At 72.3% G+C, this 17812-nt stretch carries 11 protein-coding genes; 6 read left to right on the plus strand and 5 right to left on the minus strand.

What is annotated here, in order from left to right; translation table 11 throughout:
* The first annotated feature begins 68 nt into the window (after positions 1-68).
* The 4 genes from IOD16_RS08505 (at position 69) to IOD16_RS08520 (ending at position 9198) form a co-directional block, all read left to right on the plus strand.
* Positions 69-290 carry an RNA-binding S4 domain-containing protein gene (locus IOD16_RS08505; protein ID WP_123742763.1) on the plus strand — a complete coding sequence of 74 codons (222 nt, stop codon included), beginning with the start codon at positions 69-71 and terminating at the stop codon, positions 288-290.
* A gap of 119 nt (positions 291-409) precedes the next feature.
* On the plus strand, positions 410-1621 hold the full coding sequence (locus IOD16_RS08510; protein WP_201439593.1) for a GNAT family N-acetyltransferase: 1212 nt from the start codon (positions 410-412) through the stop codon (positions 1619-1621).
* A gap of 693 nt (positions 1622-2314) precedes the next feature.
* On the plus strand, positions 2315-3832 hold the full coding sequence (locus tag IOD16_RS08515) for a sugar transferase (protein WP_201439594.1): 1518 nt from the start codon (positions 2315-2317) through the stop codon (positions 3830-3832).
* 521 nt (positions 3833-4353) lie between these two features.
* Complete coding sequence (locus tag IOD16_RS08520; protein ID WP_201439595.1) at positions 4354-9198, plus strand: DUF4082 domain-containing protein; 4845 nt, start codon at positions 4354-4356, stop codon at positions 9196-9198.
* Positions 9199-9422: 224 nt separating this feature from the next.
* Here the strand turns inward: IOD16_RS08520 and IOD16_RS08525 are convergent, their stop codons facing one another.
* Positions 9423-10790 (minus strand): O-antigen ligase family protein, encoded by a 1368-nt coding sequence (locus IOD16_RS08525; protein ID WP_201439596.1) that lies wholly within the window; start codon positions 10788-10790, stop codon positions 9423-9425.
* Positions 10763-11719, minus strand: a complete 957-nt coding sequence (locus tag IOD16_RS40895) for a hypothetical protein (protein ID WP_201439597.1) — start codon at positions 11717-11719, stop codon at positions 10763-10765. The genes IOD16_RS08525 and IOD16_RS40895 overlap by 28 nt, the downstream gene beginning before the upstream one ends.
* A 93-nt stretch (positions 11720-11812) precedes the next feature.
* On the opposite strand from IOD16_RS40895, the gene IOD16_RS08535 reads away from it, so the two are divergent.
* Both IOD16_RS08535 and IOD16_RS08540 read left to right on the plus strand, forming a co-directional pair.
* Positions 11813-12772: a TolB family protein gene (locus IOD16_RS08535; protein ID WP_123747925.1), complete on the plus strand. Its 960-nt coding sequence runs from the start codon at positions 11813-11815 to the stop codon at positions 12770-12772.
* A 254-nt stretch (positions 12773-13026) separates the two neighbouring features.
* On the plus strand, positions 13027-14106 hold the full coding sequence (locus IOD16_RS08540) for an acyltransferase family protein (protein ID WP_201439598.1): 1080 nt from the start codon (positions 13027-13029) through the stop codon (positions 14104-14106).
* Here the strand turns inward: IOD16_RS08540 and IOD16_RS08545 are convergent.
* From IOD16_RS08545 to IOD16_RS08555, 3 genes are read right to left on the minus strand one after another with little or no spacing between them, the layout of a single operon-like run.
* Entirely contained in the window at positions 14084-15301 is a 1218-nt protein-coding gene (locus tag IOD16_RS08545) for a rhamnosyltransferase WsaF family glycosyltransferase (RefSeq protein ID WP_236594830.1), read from the minus strand. The two genes, IOD16_RS08540 and IOD16_RS08545, sit on opposite strands and share 23 nt — an antisense overlap.
* Positions 15298-16758, minus strand: a complete 1461-nt coding sequence (locus IOD16_RS08550; RefSeq protein WP_236594831.1) for a lipopolysaccharide biosynthesis protein — start codon at positions 16756-16758, stop codon at positions 15298-15300. The genes IOD16_RS08545 and IOD16_RS08550 overlap by 4 nt, the downstream gene beginning before the upstream one ends.
* Positions 16755-17804 (minus strand): glycosyltransferase family 2 protein, encoded by a 1050-nt coding sequence (locus IOD16_RS08555; RefSeq protein ID WP_201439599.1) that lies wholly within the window; start codon positions 17802-17804, stop codon positions 16755-16757. Before IOD16_RS08555 ends, IOD16_RS08550 begins: the two co-directional genes overlap by 4 nt.
* Positions 17805-17812: the final 8 nt, after the last annotated feature.

Below are 17812 nucleotides of genomic sequence, written 5' to 3' on the forward strand. Positions count from 1 at the left end.
GAGTCCGTGCAATCCTCGTTAACCACCGCACATGCGCGGCTCCAGGGGGCCTGGAGGATGATGGGGCGATGCGCATCCGCGAGGTCGAGATTTCCGACGACATGATCAGGTTGGGTCAGTTCCTCAAGCTGGCCGGCTTGGCGGACAACGGCGCGCACGCCCGTGACCTGGTCGAATCCGAGGAGGTCTCGGTGAACGGCCGGCTGGAGACCCGACGCGGCGCCCAGCTGCACGACGGCGACGTGATCGCCGTGGGCGAGGAGAAGGCCCGCTTGGTTACCGGTCGCTAGCACCGGGGCCGCGTCGGCCCCCCGGCCGGCGGTAATTCGGTTGATCCGCTCGCGGGCGGGGACTGCACTGTGGCCCGGCGTCGCGCGTCGTGGCGCCGGTACCGGGAGGCAACGCCGCGATGGAGATCCGTTCCACGACCGACGACGACCGCGACGTCTTCGTCGACACGCTCCACGCCGCGTTCGCGCGCTTCCCGGAGACCCCGGTCGACGGCGGCGGGCTCTGGTGGTCGGCGATCGAGATGGACCGCGGCGTGCTCGCGTCGACGGAGGACGGGCGACCCGTCGGCACCGCCACCGCGTACTCGTTCGAGCTCACCCTGCCCGGTCCGGTCGTCGTGCCCGCCGCCGGCGTGTCCGCCGTCGGCGTGCTGCCGTCGCACCGGCGGCGCGGCGTGCTCAGCGCGATGATGCGGTTCCAGCTCGCGGAGCTGCGCGGGCGGGGCGAGTTCCTCTCCGTGCTGCTGGCCAGCGAGGCCCCGATCTACGGCCGGTTCGGCTACGGGCCGGCGACCTACACGCACCGGCTGACCGTCCAGCGCCACCAGGCCGTTCTCGCGGAGCCCCGGGCGGGCCGCGACGCCGCGCCCGGCTCGGTCGAGGTGCTGCGGCGCGCCGAGTGCGGTGACGTCCTGGCGGAGGTCTACGACCGGTACCGCCGCGCGCAGCCGGGCGCGCTGTCGCGGCCCCCGCGCTGGTGGGCGTTGCGCGCGGGCCAGCCGCCGATCTCCCCGGCGCCGCGCTACGTCGCGGTCCACCGTGACGCCGACGGCGTGCCGGACGGGTACGCCAGCTACTCGTTGGGCGAGCCCGACACCTTGGTCGTCGACGAGACCATCGCCACCGACGACGCCGTCGCCGCGGCCCTGGCCCGGTTCGTGCTGGAGCACGACTTGGTGGACCGGGTCGTGTTCCGGCACTGCCCGCCCGAGCACCCGCTGCGCTGGCAGCTCGCGGACTTCCGCGCCGGCGAGGTCGGCCACGACACCGACTGGCTCTACGTGCGCCTGCTGGACGTGCCCCGCGCCCTGACCGCGCGCGGCTGGTCCGCCGACGGCGACCTCGTCCTCGACGTGGACGACCCGTTCCTCGGCGAACGCGACCGCTACCTGCTGACCGTCCGGGAGGGCAGGGCGGGGTGCGTGCCGACGGACCGCGAACCGGACCTGTCGCTGGACGTGCGCGACCTGGGCTCGATCTACCTCGGCGGCACCGCGCCGAGCAAGCTCGTGCGAGCGGGCCACATCCGGGCCCACCACCCGGACGCCGCCACCCTGGCCGACACCCTCTTCCGCGCCGAGCGCCCACCGCACTGCCTGCACTGGTTCTGATCCCCGGGGGGCACGTGGCGTGCGTCACAGCGCGCCGGCACCGCGGGTGACGCGGAGCCGCCACGCCCACCCGCCGTGGACGACGCCCGGCGGCCCGACGGTCACCACCCGAGGTCCGCCGGACCATTGCGGGCCCGAAAAGTGGTCGCGGTCACTCCCGATCGGCCGGTCCGGGGAAATGCCGGGCAGTTCCTCGCCCGAAGCGGCCGATCCGTTGCGCCGAATAGCTGCTGCCGCACTGTGAAAGGGTGACTCCAGTCCGCCGCGGTGCGGTCTCGCCGCGTGGTGCCGAGTCGTTATCGGAACCCTTTCCGGGGTCGGGCACGAGCTTCGTCGAACCCCCTGTAACGGAAGCCGTCCCAAATTCGATGGACGTGTCCGCGTGCCCACGCGGGCGGTCACCGGCCACTGTGGACTTCGGTGTCCCGGTGCTTCGGCAAGCCTTTTCCAGTACCCGTCGTGGTAACCGGAAGTCACCCGACGACCCGTCTGGGTGCGCGCCGACTGTCGCACCGAGGAATGAAGCCCGACGGAAGTTCACTGTGTGTGTAACGCGCGCCGCCGGCTCGACGAATCACCGTTTGGCGAGGCGAGAAATCGCCGGCCGGCACATTTGCCGTACACCACGCGGGTCCGTCGGGGATGCCCTGCGAACGTGCACGTCCGAACCGGCCCAACCCGGGGAGAGCTACGATGAGCGAGCAGGTCCAGCCCACGCGACCCAGACCGGTCGCGGGGGTCGGCACCACCCAGCGCACCACCGAGCCCGCCGCTCGGCGCACCGCCCAACGCACCACGAGCCCGACCGTCGGCAGCTGGGAGCCCGCCTACCGCTACGGCGTCATCGCCGCCGACATCCTCTGCACCGTCCTGGTCGTCGTGCTCGCGGGCTTCGTGCTGTCCGCCCGCCACGCCTCGGTCGGACCGCTGTCGTTGTTAGGGCTGGAAGCCGTCACCATCGCAGTGATCGTCGGATCGCTGTTCCTCAGCCGGGTCTGGAACCCCATGGTGCTCGGCCAGGGCGCGGAGGAGTTCCGCCGACTCGGCCGAGGGCTGCTCGCCTCCGTCGTCGTGCTGGGCCTCGGCGCGCTCGCGGCCGAGCTGCCCGGCGCCCGGCTGTGGGTGTTCGTGGTCGGTCCGGCCGTCGCGCTGGTCGCCTTCCCGGCCCGCTACCTGCTGCGCCGCCCGCTGCACCGCGCCCGCGGCGAGGGCCGCTGCCTGCTGCCGGTGCTCGCCGCGGGCAACATCGACACCGTCGCCGACCTGATCGGCCGCACCCGCCGCGCGCCCCACCTCGGCTGGCGCGTGGACGCCGTGTGCACGGTCGACGGACGCGCGGAGATCGGCCTGGAGCTCGACGGCGTGCCGGTCGTCGGCCGGTTCGGCGACCTCGGCGAGCAGGTCCGCCGCGGCGGCTACCGGGTCGTCGCGGTCACCGCCGACGCCTACTGGACGCCGCGCCGGCTCCAGCAACTCGCCTGGGACCTGGAGGGCACCGGCACCGAGATGGTCGTCGCACCCGCCCTGATGGACTTCGCCGGACCCCGGCTGCACGTCACCGGCGTGCTCGGGATGCCGCTGCTGCGGGTGAGCGAACCGAAGTTCACCGGCTTCCGCCGCGTGGTCAAGACGGCCGTGGACAAGGTCGGCGCGCTGCTGCTGGTCGCGCTGCTGAGCCCGGTGCTGCTGGCCGTCGCGGTGGCCATCATGATCGACACCAGGGGACCGGTGCTCTACCGGCAGCGCCGGGTCGGCAAGGACGGCGTGCCGTTCACCATCCTGAAGTTCCGCACCATGGTCACCGACGCCGAAGCGCTGCGCACCAAGCTCCTCGCCGTGAACGAGGGCGCGGGCGTGCTGTTCAAGATGCGCCGCGACCCCCGCGTCACCGCCGTCGGCCGGTTCCTGCGGCGCTACTCGATCGACGAGCTGCCGCAGCTGTTCAACGTCCTCACCGGTCCCATGTCGCTGGTCGGCCCGCGGCCCCCGCTGCCGGAGGAGAGCGCGAAGTACGGTCCCGACATGCGCCGCAGGCTGCTGGTGAAGCCGGGCCTGACCGGGCTGTGGCAGGTCTCCGGGCGCAGCGACCTGTCGTGGGAGGAGTCGGTGCGGCTCGACCTCCGGTACGTGGAGGAGTGGTCGCTCGCCCTGGACGCGCTGATCCTGTGGAAGACCTTCCGCGCCGTGTTCGGCGGCCAGGGCGCCTACTGAGGACGACCGCCGTCGCGAACCGTCCGATGGCGACGGCGACGGCGGTGAGCGGCGAGCGGTGAGAGCGGGACGGACCGGCCGATCGGCATCGTGGTCGTCGACGCCGGCAACTGAGGGTGGAACCCGGTGCGCGACGCGCAGGCCACCCCCGGGCTGCGCCTGTGCCGCCTGTGCGCCCTGGACGTGGAGATGGCCCGGCGGTCGACGCGGTCGCGCGAGCTGGGCGCGACCGTCGGCCTGGTCCGGCTGTCCACACCGGACGCGATCGTGCGCCGGCGGCCCGCGCCGAGGCGCCGGCTGCCAGGCTCGCCGCGCGCGATGACCTCGCCGGACCGCCCCACCGCGCCACCTGATCGCGCCGGGCGTCACGCATCGTGCTCATCCGAGCGCCGATCACGTTGTGCTGTAACGCGAAGTGCGGTTCCCGCGACCTTCGGAGCAACAGGCCTCCGCTGATCGACGTAGTGCGCACCGGATCACTCGCAGTCACGGCCGCTTTGCCCCCGAGAGGTGAATCACCCATGACCGCCGGCCAGACGCGGAGCAGGTCCGCGCTATCGGTACTACTGCTGCGCCTGGTGGTCGTGACCGCCCTCGTGGCGTCCACGATCGCGGTCGTCGGTCTGCTGCGCGCGCCCGAGGCCGCCGCCGCGCCGTGCGACGCGCCGGTGGTCAACAAGGTCGCCTGCGAGAACACCAAGCTGGGCACGCCCGACTGGCAGGTGTCGTACCGGGACGACGGCATCCTCGGCTACACCACCGACATCAGCGTCAACCCCGGTGGCCGGGTCGACTTCAAGATGCTCACCAGCGCGTCGTCCTACTACATCGACATCTACCGGCTCGGCTACTACGGCGGCGTCGGCGCCCGCTTCCAGGAGCGGATCTCCCGCAACGGCGCGCAGAACCAGGACCCGTGCCTGCGCGCCACCGACGGCAGCGCGTTGATCGACTGCGGCAACTGGCAGGTGTCGCTGAGCTGGAACGTGCCGACCACCGCGGTGTCGGGCATCTACTACGCGCGCACGCACCGCAACGACAACGGCGCGGAGAACGAGATCGTGTTCGTCGTCCGCGACGACACCAGCACCTCGAAGATCCTGTTCCAGACCTCCGACTCGACCTGGGTGGCCTACAACCGCTACGGCGGCAACAGCCTGTACTTCGGCGACGGCCCCGGCCAGGGCGGGCAGGCCTACAAGGTCAGCTACAACCGCCCGTACACCGGCGGCGACGGCGACGACAACTTCATCTTCAACGCCGAGTACCCGATGCTGCGCTTCCTGGAGGCCAACGGGTACGACCTCAGCTACACCACGGACGCCGACTCGGCCCGGCGCGGCCACCTGATCAGGAACCACCAGGTGTTCATGGCCGTCGGCCACGACGAGTACTGGTCCAACGAGCAGCGCGCCAACGTGGAGGCGGCCCGGAACGCGGGCGTGCACCTGGCGTTCCTGACCGGCAACGAGATCTTCTGGAAGCACCGGTGGGAGAAGAGCATCGACTCCTCCGCCACCGACTGGCGCACCATCGCCTGCTACAAGGAGACCAAGGGAGCCCAGAACGACAACCTGCCCGACTGGACCGGCACGTGGCGCGACCCGCGCTACCCCGACCAGGACGGCGGTCGCCCGGAGAACGCGCTGCTCGGCAACCTCTTCACGGTCAACGGCCGCCGCGAGGACGCGCTCAAGGTGCCGGCCGCGTACGGCAGGATGCGGCTGTGGCGGCACACCTCGCTCAAGGACCTGGCCGCCGACACCACCTACACCTTCCAGCCCGGCACGCTCGGCTACGAGTGGAACTCGGTGGAGGACAACGCCTCCCAGCCGCCGGGCGTGGCGCAGCTCTCCCGCACCACGGTGAACATGCCCGAGGGCCCGTACGTGCTGCAGAACCACGGCGACCTCTACACCCCGGACACCAAGACCCACGCCATCACCTACTACAAGCACCCGAGCGGCTCGCTGGTGTTCGGCGCGGGCACCGTCCAGTGGGCGTGGGGCGTGGACGACGAGCACGCGTTCCTCACCAACACGCCGACCTCCGACGTGCGGATGAAGCAGGCCACGGTCAACTTCCTGGCCGACATGGGCGTGCAGGCGACCACCTTGCAGGCCGGGCTGACGCAGGCGACGAAGAGCACCGACACCCAGGCGCCGACGGTGGCGTTCACCAGCGTGCCGGCCATCTCCGCGGTGGGCGCGGCGTACACGTTCGCCGGCACGGTGACCGACGGCGGAGGCGGCCAGGTCGGCGGCGTCGAGGTGTCCACCGACGGCGGCACGCGCTGGCACCCGGCCGTCTGGCAGGCCGGCAAGACGGCGTGGAGCTACACCTACACCCCGAGCGCGTCCGGTCCGGCGAGCCTGCGGGTGCGGGCCGTGGACGACTCGGCGAACCTGTCGACGCCCGTGGCGTCCACGCCGGGGGTGAACCCGCGCACCTGCCCGTGCGGCCTGTGGACCAACGCCGACACGCCCGACGTGGCCGACAGCGGTGACGCGTCGCCGCTGGAGCTGGGTGTGAAGTGGCGTGCGGGCAGCGACGGCTACGTGCGCGGCGTGCGGTTCTACAAGGGGCCGGGCAACACCGGCACGCACACCGGCACGTTGTGGGACCGCAACGGCACCCCGATCGCCACGGGCACGTTCACCAACGAGACCGCGAGCGGCTGGCAGACGCTGGTCTTCGCGATGCCCGTGCCGGTGACCGCGGGCACCACGTACGTCGTGTCGTACTTCGCGCCCAACGGCCACTACTCCTACGACCTGGAGTACTTCCTCCAGCAGAACCGCTACCTCGAACCGGTCACCGGCCTGAAGAACGGCGAGGACGGCCCGAACGGCCTGTTCCGGTTCGGCGGCCCCGGCTTCCCGACCCAGTCCCACTGGGGCAGCAACTACTGGGTGGACGTGGTGTGGGCGCCGGACCCCGGCCCCGACCAGCGCGCGCCGCTGCTCGCGTCCACCACGCCGGTCGGCGGCGAGGGCACGGTCTCGCTCAACCCCGTCGTCTCCGCCACCTACGACGAGGCGGTCCTGCCCGGCTCCGCCCAGTTCACCGTGACCGGGCCGAGCGGCGCGGTGTCCGGCTCGCTGGCGCTGTCCAACGGCAACAAGACCGTCACCTTCACCGCGGGCCAGGCGCTCGCCCCGAACACCGGCTACGCGGTGGCGGTGCGCGTGTCGGACGCGGCGGGCAACCAGGCGACGCAGTCGACGTGGTCGTTCACCACCGGCGCGGTCCGACCCGCGACGTGCCCGTGCACGGTCTGGGACGACTTCGCCCGGCCGGCCGAGTACTCCTCGACCGACAGCGCGCCGATCGAGGTCGGCACGAAGGTCCGCTTCAACGGCAAGGGCGAGGTGCTCGGCGTCCGCTTCTTCAAGGGCACCGGCAACACCGGCACGCACACCGGCTCGCTGTGGTCCTCCACCGGCCTGCTCCTGGCCACCGGGACGTTCGGCAACGAGAGCGCGAGCGGCTGGCAGAAGCTGACGTTCGCCTCGCCGGTGATCGTGCAGGCGAACACCACCTACATCGTGTCCTACCACGCGCCCAACGGGCGTTACGCGGTCAGCGGCGGCTACTTCAGCGGCAAGGGCGCGAGCTACGCGGGCCTGCGGGCGCTCGCCGACGGCGTCGACGGGCACAACGGCGTCTACCGCTACGGCACCGGCGGGTTCGCGCCGACGGCGTCGTACAACGCGACGAACTACTGGGTCGACGTCGTCTTCCGCAACGGCCTCAACGGCGACACCACGCCGCCGGCGCTGACCAACCGCTCGCCGGCCGTGAACGCCACGAACGTCGTCGCCACCGCCCCGGTGACCTCGACGTTCAGCGAGCCCGTCGACCCGGCCAGCGCCCAGATCTGGCTGACCGACCCGCGCGGCACGCAGCTGACCGGTTCGGTGTCGCTGTCCGGCGACCAGCGCACGGTCACCTGGACGCCGACCGGCAAGCTCATGCCGAACACCCGCTACACCGCCAGCGCGTTGATCGCCGACGCCAACGGCAACCCGATGCCGGACCCGGTGACGTGGTCGTTCACCACCGACGCGACCGTCATCTGCCCGTGCTCGCTGTTCAGCGCGGCGACCCTGCCCACGATCACCTCCAGCGACGACGGCGGCCCGTACGAGCTGGGTGTCCGGTTCACCCCCACCTCGGGCGGCCGGATCACCGCGGTGAAGTTCTACAAGGGGGAGGGCAACACCGGCACGCACACCGGCACGCTGTGGTCGCCGAGCGGCGGGCAGCTGGCCACCGGCACGTTCACCGGTGAGAGCGCGGCCGGCTGGCAGACGTTGACCTTCGCCACGCCGGTGTTCGTCACGGCGGGCCAGACGTACACCGCGTCCTACAGCACGACCACCGGCCACTACGCCGTCGACGCCGGGTACTTCGACGGCTACGCGGTGACCAGCGGTCCGCTGAGCGCGCCGTCGGGCCTGGACGGCGGCAACGGCGTCTACCGCGCCGGCGCGGGCCACCCGACGAACTCCTACGCGGGCGGCAACTACTGGGTCGACGTCGTCTTCCTGCCCAACGAGGACAACGCGCCGCCGGTGGTCAACGGGCGCACGCCGCTCGACGGCGCCGGCGAGGTGTCCCGCACCTCGCTGCTGACCACGACGTTCGACGAGCCGGTGGACCTCACCTCCGCCCAGTTCACGCTCGCCGACGCCGGCGGCGCGAGGATCGCGGGCACGTTGTCGCTGTCGGCGAACCAGCAGCAGGTGACGTGGACGCCGGCGGCGGCGCTGGGCGGCGGCATGACCTACACCGCGAGCCTGCGGATCGCCGACGTCTACGGCAACCTGATGGCCGCGCCGACGACGTGGTCGTTCACCACGACCACGTCCGGGAGCTGCCCGTGCTCGCTGTTCAGCGCGGCGACCGTGCCCACCGTGGCGGAGGCCGACGACACCGGCTCCTACGAGCTGGGCGTCCGGTTCGTGCCGTCGGTGACCGGCTCCGTCACCGGGGTGCGGTTCTACAAGGGCGCGGGCAACACCGGCACGCACACCGGCACGGTGTGGGACGCGGCGGGCAACCCGCTGGCCACCGGCACGTTCTCGAACGAGACGGCCGGCGGCTGGCAGACGCTCACGTTCGCCACCCCGGTGACGGTCATCGCGGGCACGAGCTACGTGGCGTCCTACACCGCGCCGAACGGCCGGTACTCCGTGGACGCCGGGTACTTCATGGGCAAGGCCGTGACCAGCCCGCCGCTGAGCGCGCCCGCCACGGCCGAGGGCGCCCGCAACGGCGTCTACCGCGCCGGCCCCGGCTTCCCGGAGTCGTCCTACGCGGGCAGCAACTACTGGGTCGACGTCGTCTTCACCACCGGCTGACCCCGGGTGGGGCGGACGGGCCTCCACCCGTCCGCCCCACCCGCGAGAGTCCTACCCCCACCCCGCGCGTGTCCTACGTTCAGAACGACCGTGTCCTACGTTCAGAACACCTGAGTTGAACGCTCAGCACACGCGGGCGCGGGTTTCGCCCCTCCTCGGGTCGCCCGGAAGCCCTGCACCAGGCGGGCCCCACGGTTCCTCACGTCGACGGCTGACCGGCGCGGTCACGCGTCCTGGGTCGCGGGCTCCGCCGGAGCGCGCCGCCGTTGCTCCGTGGCCACCCGCAGCAACGCCCCCGACGCGCCGAGCATGGTGAACACCAGCCCGGTCGCCACGCCGAAGCCCAGCAGGTCGAACGTCACCGAGGCGATCCCGCCCGAGATCACGGCCGCCACCAGGGCGCTCGCCAGGCTCCGCAGCTGCTCGTCCCGGCTGATCATCCGCACCCGGATCGCCGCGAACGCCGCCGCCAGGAACATCCCGATCAGCGCGAACAGCCCCAGGTAGCCGTTCTCGATCATCGTCAGCAGGAACTGGTTGTCCAGGATCGTGTACTTCGTCGGCAGGTACGTGCCGAACCCGCGCCCCAGCAACGGGTTCAGGTCGATCTGCTCCCACGCCGCCTCGTAGTCCGCCGTGCGGGCCTTCACGCTCGGGTCGTCCTCGATGTTGGAGAACATCCCGCGCAACGTCCCGAACAGCCCCGGCACCACCAGCGTCGCGCCCAGGAAGCACCCGCCGCCCACCACCGCCGTGGCGATCTTGCGCGGCCGCGGCAAGGCGATGATCATGATCACCGCGCCGACCGCCATGCACAGCAACGCCGTCCGCGACAACGACAGCAGCGCGCCCAGGCCCACCAGCGCCAGGCACGCGAACCAGCGCACGTGCGGCGTGCCGTCGTCCCGGGCCTTGAACACGTAGTGCACGCCCAGCGGCACGGCCATCGCGCACACCAGGCCGAACTCGATCGGGTGGTTCGTGGTGCCCGTCGGCCGCCGGAAGATCGACCGGGCCTCCATCGCCGAGTACCCGTTGTCCTGCACGCGCAGCCCCGGCAGCGACACGTACGACGCCAGGTCCACGCCGAGCCCGAACTGCACCAGCCCCACGAACGCGATCACCGCCGCGCACGCCAGCAGCAGCTTGAGCACCCGGTCCAGCCGTTCCTTGGTGCGCACGGCGTCGCACACGAACACCGCGACCGCGATCATCGACGTGATCCGGATGATGCTGCTGTCGGCCACGGTCAGCTCGTCGGTCGGCAGCCAGCGCCGGGTGGCCACGCCGTAGGTCGCGAGCTGCGACGCCAGGTACAGCGCCACGGCCGTGCGCACGAGGTTGCGCCCCTTGCCCATGCCGACGTTGTCGACCATCTGCCCGGACACCCAGAACACGCCCAGCAGCAACGCCACCACCAACGCGGGCGGCAGCGTCATCGGCACGAACGACAGCACCAGCCGGGCCGGGATGATCAGCAGCGCCAGCAGGAACAGGCTCACGAGCGTGGCGCCGTCGGCCCGCCGCCGCCCGGGCTGGTCCGGCAGGAACCGCTCGGCCACGGTCAGGGTTTGTCGTCGTTGGTCGGCCACGCCGGAGCTCCCGGGTTGCCGGGGTTGCGCGGACCCGGCGCGGCGATCTTCACCGTCTGCTCGCTGGCCGTCGGCTGCGGGCGGCGGCCCGGCGGGCCGGGTGGCCGGCGCGGCGCGCCGTTGGGCGGCGGCACCGGCTGCTTCGCCACGGGAGGAGGCGCCTGCGCGGATGGGGAGGTCTGGGCCGGCTGAGACGGCTGGGCGGGCTGGGGCGCTTTGCGGGCGGCGGGCGCGGGCGGCGCGGACGGGGCGTCGTCGTCCTCCGCGGCCTTGCCCTCACGCGCCTCACGGCGGCGGCGCAGGTGGTTGAGCACGCTGTCGCCGCCGAACGTGGCCGCCGTGGTCAGCAGCATCAGCAGCACGAACGCCGCGCCCGCGTACCGGACCTTGCCGCCGATCTGCGCCTCGGCCTCGGTCGGGTTGACGATCACCTGCGAGGTGATGAACGTCGTCGCCGGCGCCTTCAACGACGTCTGCTGCTTGTCCAGCTCCTTCGTCGCGAACTCCATCACCGTGGTGACCAGGCGCTCGGCCGACTCGGGCGTGCTGCCGTCGGCGGTCACGAACAGGAACGGGCCGCTCATCCCGCCACCGGCCGCGGTGAAGTTCTCCGTCGAGTCCTTGCCGAGGCCGAGCGACTCCTTGCGGGTCTTCGGGTCGGCCAGGATCTGCGCGAGGATCTGCGCGGTGGTCGTCAGGCTGCCGTCGAACGCCAGCAGCGGGTTCACCTGCACCGCGTCCTCGGGCGAGATCTTCTCCTTGAACGTGCCACCGGCCGCCGGCGATGTGAGCACCATTACGCCGGAGGACTGGTAGCGCGTCGGGATGGACAGGAACACACCGGCGGCCACGGCGACAGCCGTGATCGCCGCCGGCAGGGCGATGTACCACCGCCTGCGCAGCGTTCGCACGGCGCCCCAGAAGTCCATCCGCTCCCCGATCCACGTTTACCCCGCGTAGGTGCGCGCGAGGTGTTGTTACCCTGAAATCGGCCGACTCGCGCCCAGTCGTTACAGGTGGTGATGGACTTGGCCTTCCGGCGCGTGGTGTTCGCCGTCGCGGCCATCGTACTGGTCATCGGAGCCGGGGCGGTTTACGTGACATCCGTCGTGCGCGACACCCCGCCCGTGCCGGTGGCGGCGGTCGACGGCGACCTGATGTTCGTGGACCTCGCCGACGGGCGCGGCCGGGTCGAGCAGGCGCGCCTGGCCGATCCCGCCGCCCGCAGCGCGACGCCGTTGACGTGCCGGCGGGTGTACCGGGCCGGTGGCACGACGGTGTGCCTGGAGCTGGCCGGGCCGGGCCCGACCTATGCGGCCGAGGTGACGCGCGACGGCGCCGTGGTGCGGACCGTGCCCCTGCCCGGGGTGCCGAGCCGGGCGAAGGTGTCGGCGTCGGGCCAGGTGGTCACCTGGACGTCGTTCGTGACCGGCGACTCCTACGCGGTGCCCGGCGGGTTCTCCACCCGGACCGGGTACCTGGACCTGCGCTCCGGCGAGGTGGTGGAGTCGCTGGAGGGTTTCGCCGCCGTGATCGAGGATCGGCCGCACGGCGCGCAGGACGTGAACTACTGGGGCCTGACGGTCGCCGCCGACGACCGGACGTTCTACGCGACCCTGGCCTCGGGCGGGTACACCTGGCTGGTCAAGGGCGACCTGGTGGAACGTCGCCTGGAGTCGCTGCGGCGTGACGCGGAGTGCCCGTCCCTGTCGCCGGACGGCACGAAGGTCGCCTACAAGAAGCGGATCGGCCGGCTGGGCCCGTGGGAGCTGGCCGTGCTGGACCTGGAGACCGGCGAGGAGCGCAGGCTGCCGGGCACCGCCGGGGTCGACGACCAGGCCACCTGGTTGGACGACGAGCGGATCGCGTTCGCCGCCGTGCCGAAGGACGCCAAGCTCGCGTCGATCCACGTGGTGCCCGCCGACGGCTCGGCCGCCGCCGTGCTCGTGATCGGCGAGGCCACCTCCCCGTCGCCGAGCTGATCTTCGGCTAACGCCTCTCCGGAATGCCGCGATCCCTCTGTGTCACAAGGGATTCGCGGCTTTCGGAGGCTGAAGTTGTTATTCCTGGCGAAGAATGAATACCACGCCGCAAGAATCGTGTTACCCGCGAAGGGGAACGCGCAGGTCGATCTTCGAAGACGCGCCGCCCGCACCACTCCGGTAGGCCACCCGGCCGCACCACCCCACCCCCGCACGCCGCGCGCCCACCGCCCCGCCGACACCGCACCTCGCCGGTGACCGCGCCGATCACGACCGGACCCCCGACCGTCTTCCCGGCGCGATTGCCGTCCCTCACCGGTTTGCGCTTCCTCGGCGCGTTCGTCGTCTTCGGCTTCCACCTGCACGCCGGCGGCCTGTTCGCGGGCACCGGGGCCGAAGGGGTGGTGGGGGCGGTGTTCGGGCAGGGCGCGACCGGTGTCGGGTTCTTCTTCCTCCTGTCCGGTTTCGTGCTCACCTGGTCGGCGCGGGCGGGGACGCCGGCGGGCGTCGGCCTGCGGCGGCGGGCGGCCAGGGTCCTGCCCAACCACGTGGTGGCCTGGGTCGTCGTGTTCGCCGGCCTCGCCTGGCTGGGCGGCGCGTCCGTGCTGGGCGGCGTGCTGGGGCTGGTCCTGCTGCAAGCCTGGGTGCCGGTCCAGTCGATCTACTTCGGGGTCAACACGCCGGCGTGGTCGCTGTCGTGCGAAGCGGCGTTCTACACGGCGTTCGCCTGGCTCCTGGCCCGCGTGGACCGCGTGCCGCGGAGGAGGCTCTGGGCGCTCGCGATCGGCCTCATGGCCGCGGTGGTCCTGGTCCCGGTGGTCGCGCTGCCCCTGCCGGCGGACCTGGAGTACTGGTTCGTCTACGTCTTCCCGGTCACCCGGGCGCTGGAGTTCGTGCTGGGCATGGCGCTGGCGCGGATCGTGCGCGCGGGCCTCTGGATCAGGCTGCCGCTGTGGCGGGCGGGCGCGCTGGCCGTGGCCGGCTACGCGGTCTCCGGCCACCTGCCCGGCGCGTTCGGCTACGTCGCGGGCACGGTGGTCCCGCTGGCGCTGCTCATCCCGGCCGCCGCGACCGCCGACCTCACCGGCGCGTGGTCACCGTGGCGCGGTCGCACGGCGGTGTTCCTCGGCGAGGTCTCGTTCGCCTTCTACCTGGTGCACCAGGTGGTGATGCGGCTCGCGGAGGCGTTCGGCCCGCACGCCGTCGGCCTGGGCGCGGCGACCGGGATGGCGGTCGCCCTCCTGGCCTGCTCGCTGGTCCTGGCGTGGCTGCTGCACCGGCTCGTCGAACGGCCGGCGCAGCGACGCCTGCTCAGAGCGACAGCTCCCGCCTGAGCACCTTCTCCAACTCGTGCCCGGCCGCGTCCCAGGACCGGCCGGACACGCTGGCGGACGCGGCCCGCGCCACCGCGGCGAAGTCGGGCGTCGTGACCACCTCGGACAGCGCGCGGGCCAGGTCGTGCGGTGTCGCGGGCGCGTACCGGACGTGGTCGTTGTCCAGCACGACCCGGTTGTGCGCGGCCTCGTTGACGACCGGCAGGCACCCCGCGGCCAGCATCTCGTGCGGCACCAGCGAGACGTTCGTCATCGACAGCGTGAGGCCCGCGTAGCACCGGTTGTAGATCTCGTTGAGCCGATCCGGGGTGACGAGCCCGTGGTCGACGTGCCGGGGGCCCAACGACCCGATCTTCTCGCCGTACGTGTGGATCACGACGTCCGGGTGCCGCTCGGCGAAGACCTCCAACGCCAGCAGCCCGATCTCGATCGCCCGCCGGGGCGCCAGCCGACGCGCGTAGAACACGACGCCGTCGCGTCGCGCGCCCTCCTCCAGGCGGTAGCGGTCCACGTCGCAGCCGAAGTCGAAGGAGTCGGCCTGCATGCCCGTCTCGGCCCGCAGCTTCTCGGCCAGGAACCGGCCGGCGGTGAAGCCGTGCAACCCCATCCGGTAGGTGTTCTCCGCCAGCGCCGACAGCCCGCCGACCGGGAAGAACCACGGTTCGTAGTCCTGCACGAGGTAGAACCGCCTGCCCGCGCACGGGTCGTTGAACACCGGGTAGGCCGTCATCCACGCGGTGGCGAACACGGCGTGCGCGTCGGCCATCCCGTCCGCCACGTCGTGCACCGACCCGCGGAAACCCGGGAACGCCGACCTGATCACCGGCTCGTGGTCCGCCGCACGGCTGCCGTACACGTCGTACAGGTACAGCCGGCACGTGTGCCCCAGCGACTCCAGGTGCTCGATCAGCCGGAACATCGTGGTGTGCCCGCCCGAGCCGGGTGAGGGGGGAGTGCTGACCCAGTTGACCGTCAGCCGCCCGTCCGCCGGCACTGCCGGCACGACCACCGGCCGCCGCACGCCGACGTCCGCCGCGCGCACGTCCTCCCAGCGCACCGGGAACACCTCGGCGTCCGCGCCGAGCCTGCGGGCAGCCCGGCCGAGCGCACGGGCCCCGACCTGACGCACACCCTGTTCACGCACGATCCGCGTGACCTGGTGCGCCCGTCGCCGCAACTGCTGGACGACCCTCACGCGCCACTCCTCCGCAACAGACCCAGCACCTCGTGGCGCAGGGGGAACACCACGGCCGCGTACGCCAGGGACGCCAACGCGCCACCGACCAGCAGCCGCCACAGGGCGCCGTCGACCAGCCACTGCACGCCCGTCGTCACCACGACCATCGCCAGCCCGCCCGCCACCGGCCGCGCGACCGCCGCGCCCAGGGCACGCGCCCGCAGCCCGTAGGGGCGGAACGCGACCAGGTACGCGGGCACGATCACCAGGAGCACGACCACGCTCTGCGCCAGCGCCACGCCCCGGATGCCGTCCAGGTGCGCGCCCAGCGCCAGCAGCGGCACGAGCGCGGCCAGCCACAGCAGGTGGATGACCAGGATCGCGCGCGACCGCCCGGCGCTGGCCAGGTAGTCGTACCCCAGCTCCAGCGCCACCCGCAGCGCGCCCAGCAGCACCAGCAGCGCCAACGCCTGCGCGGCCGGCGCCCACCGCTCGCCGTACACGGTGCGCACGAGCGGGTCGGCCAACGCCGCCAGCAGCACGCACGCGGGCACCGTCACCAGCGCGAGCAGCCGCAACGCCCGCGAGAACGTTCGCGCGAACAGCTCAGGGTGGTCTCTGACCTGCGAGAACGCCGCCAGTGACACGCTGCGCACCGGCTGCGAGAACGCGCCGACCGGCCAGTTCGCCAGGTTGAACGCGAGCAGGTAGAACCCCAGCGGGACCGTGCCCAGCACGCTGCCGACGATGATGTAGTCGACGTTGAGCACGCCGAACACCAGCAGGCTCGCGCCCGCCAGCGGCAGCCCGAACGCCAGCAGCCCGCGGGCCTGGACCCGGTCGAACCCGGGCCGGTAGCGCTTCGGCGTGTAGGCGAACATCACCACCGCGGCGACGAGGTTCGTCGCGATCCGCGACCACGCCAGGCTCCACGCGCCGAAGCCCAGCAGGGCCAGCACGACCACCACGGCCGTGCCGACGACGAACGCCGACGTGTCCGCGACGAACTTGTGGTCCTGCCGGAACTCGCGCTGCAGCAACGCGCCCGGCACCGCCGAGGCCCCCGCGATCACCAGCGACAGCGACATGAGCTGGATCACACCGGTCGCCTGGGGGGTGTCCATCGCCCCGGCGAACCACGGCGCGCCGAGCACGCACACGAGCGCCAGCAGCGCGCCGGACGCGATGGAGAGCGTCGTCACCGTGGGCGCGAGCTCCTCGACCGGCCGGTCGGTGCGCACCAGGGCGACGCTCACGCCCATCTCGCTGACGCTCATCACGATGTTGAGCACCACCAGCGCGACCGCGAACACGCCGAACTGCTCGGGCGCGATGAGCCTGGCCAGCAGGACGCCCACGCCCACCTGGCTGAACCGCTGCACCAGGCTGTTGATCGCGCTCCACCTGATCGCCGAACCGACCTTGCGCCGCAGCTCGGGGCGCTCGGCCTCGGTCGGCTCCGCCTCGGTGGTCACTGGCCGCGCCACTTCCGGACCTGCCCGCCCACGACGCCCGCGCCGCGCTTGACCAGGTGGCTGCCGACGAACAGCTGCGTGCGGCTGCACACCTTCGGCCCCAACAGCCGCCGCCGCCGCAGCGCCCGGTACTCGGGCAGGCGCGCGACGTCGGGGTGGACCCGCCGGGCGAACGCCTCCAGCTCGTCCACCGGCACCTCGTCCAGCTTGTCGCGGTCGTAGGCGCGCACGGCCCGCCACAACGCGTCCTTGGCGATGGACCGGTCGGCCAGCGACCGCAGCCGCGCCGGCAGCCCGGGGTGCTCGGCGAAGAACCGCTCGAAGACCGCCTGCCGTTGCTCCAGGTCGGTGAACAGGGAGGAGAACCGGGTGCGCATCATGCTCTGCTGGTGCACCCGGTAGTACGCGGCGGGCTCGCCGCGCACGTAGCCGATGTCGGACACCGCGGCGATGCGCAGCCACATCTCCAGGTCGCCCGCGTGCGGCAGGTCCGGCCGGTAGCCGCCGACCTCCTGCTGCACCGACGTGCGCACCACGGCCTCGGGGGAGGACAGCACGTTCTGCCCGGTGCGGCAGCGCGCCTCGATCCAGTCCACGCCGGACCAGACCGTGCGGCCGGCCGGGGCGGCGACCACGGACGGCAGCTCCGCGTGGTCGGTGTAATTCACGACACGTCCGTACACCATGCCGACGTTCGGGTGCGCCTCGAAGACCTCGGCGGCACGGGCCAGCGCGCCCGGCGCCAGCAGGTCGTCGGCGGACAGCAGCACGGTGTAGTCGGCCTTGGCCCACTCCAGCAGGCCCTCGTTGTAGGTCGCGATGTGCCCCTGGTTGACCTCGTGCCTGCGGCCCTCGACCCGGGGGTCCCGCGTCAGCTCGGCCACGACCTCGGGCGTCTCGTCGCTCGACGTGTCGTCGATGATCAGCACGCGCACGTCGACACCGGGTTGGTCGAGCGCGCTCGTCACGCAGGCACGCAGGAACCGGGCGTAGTTGTAGCACGGGATGACGACGTCGACCGTTGGTCGTGCCGGGGGCTCTGTCACGCCCTACT

Source organism: Saccharothrix sp. 6-C, from assembly GCF_016695385.1.
GTDB classification, from domain to species: Bacteria; Actinomycetota; Actinomycetes; order Mycobacteriales; family Pseudonocardiaceae; genus Actinosynnema; species Actinosynnema texasense.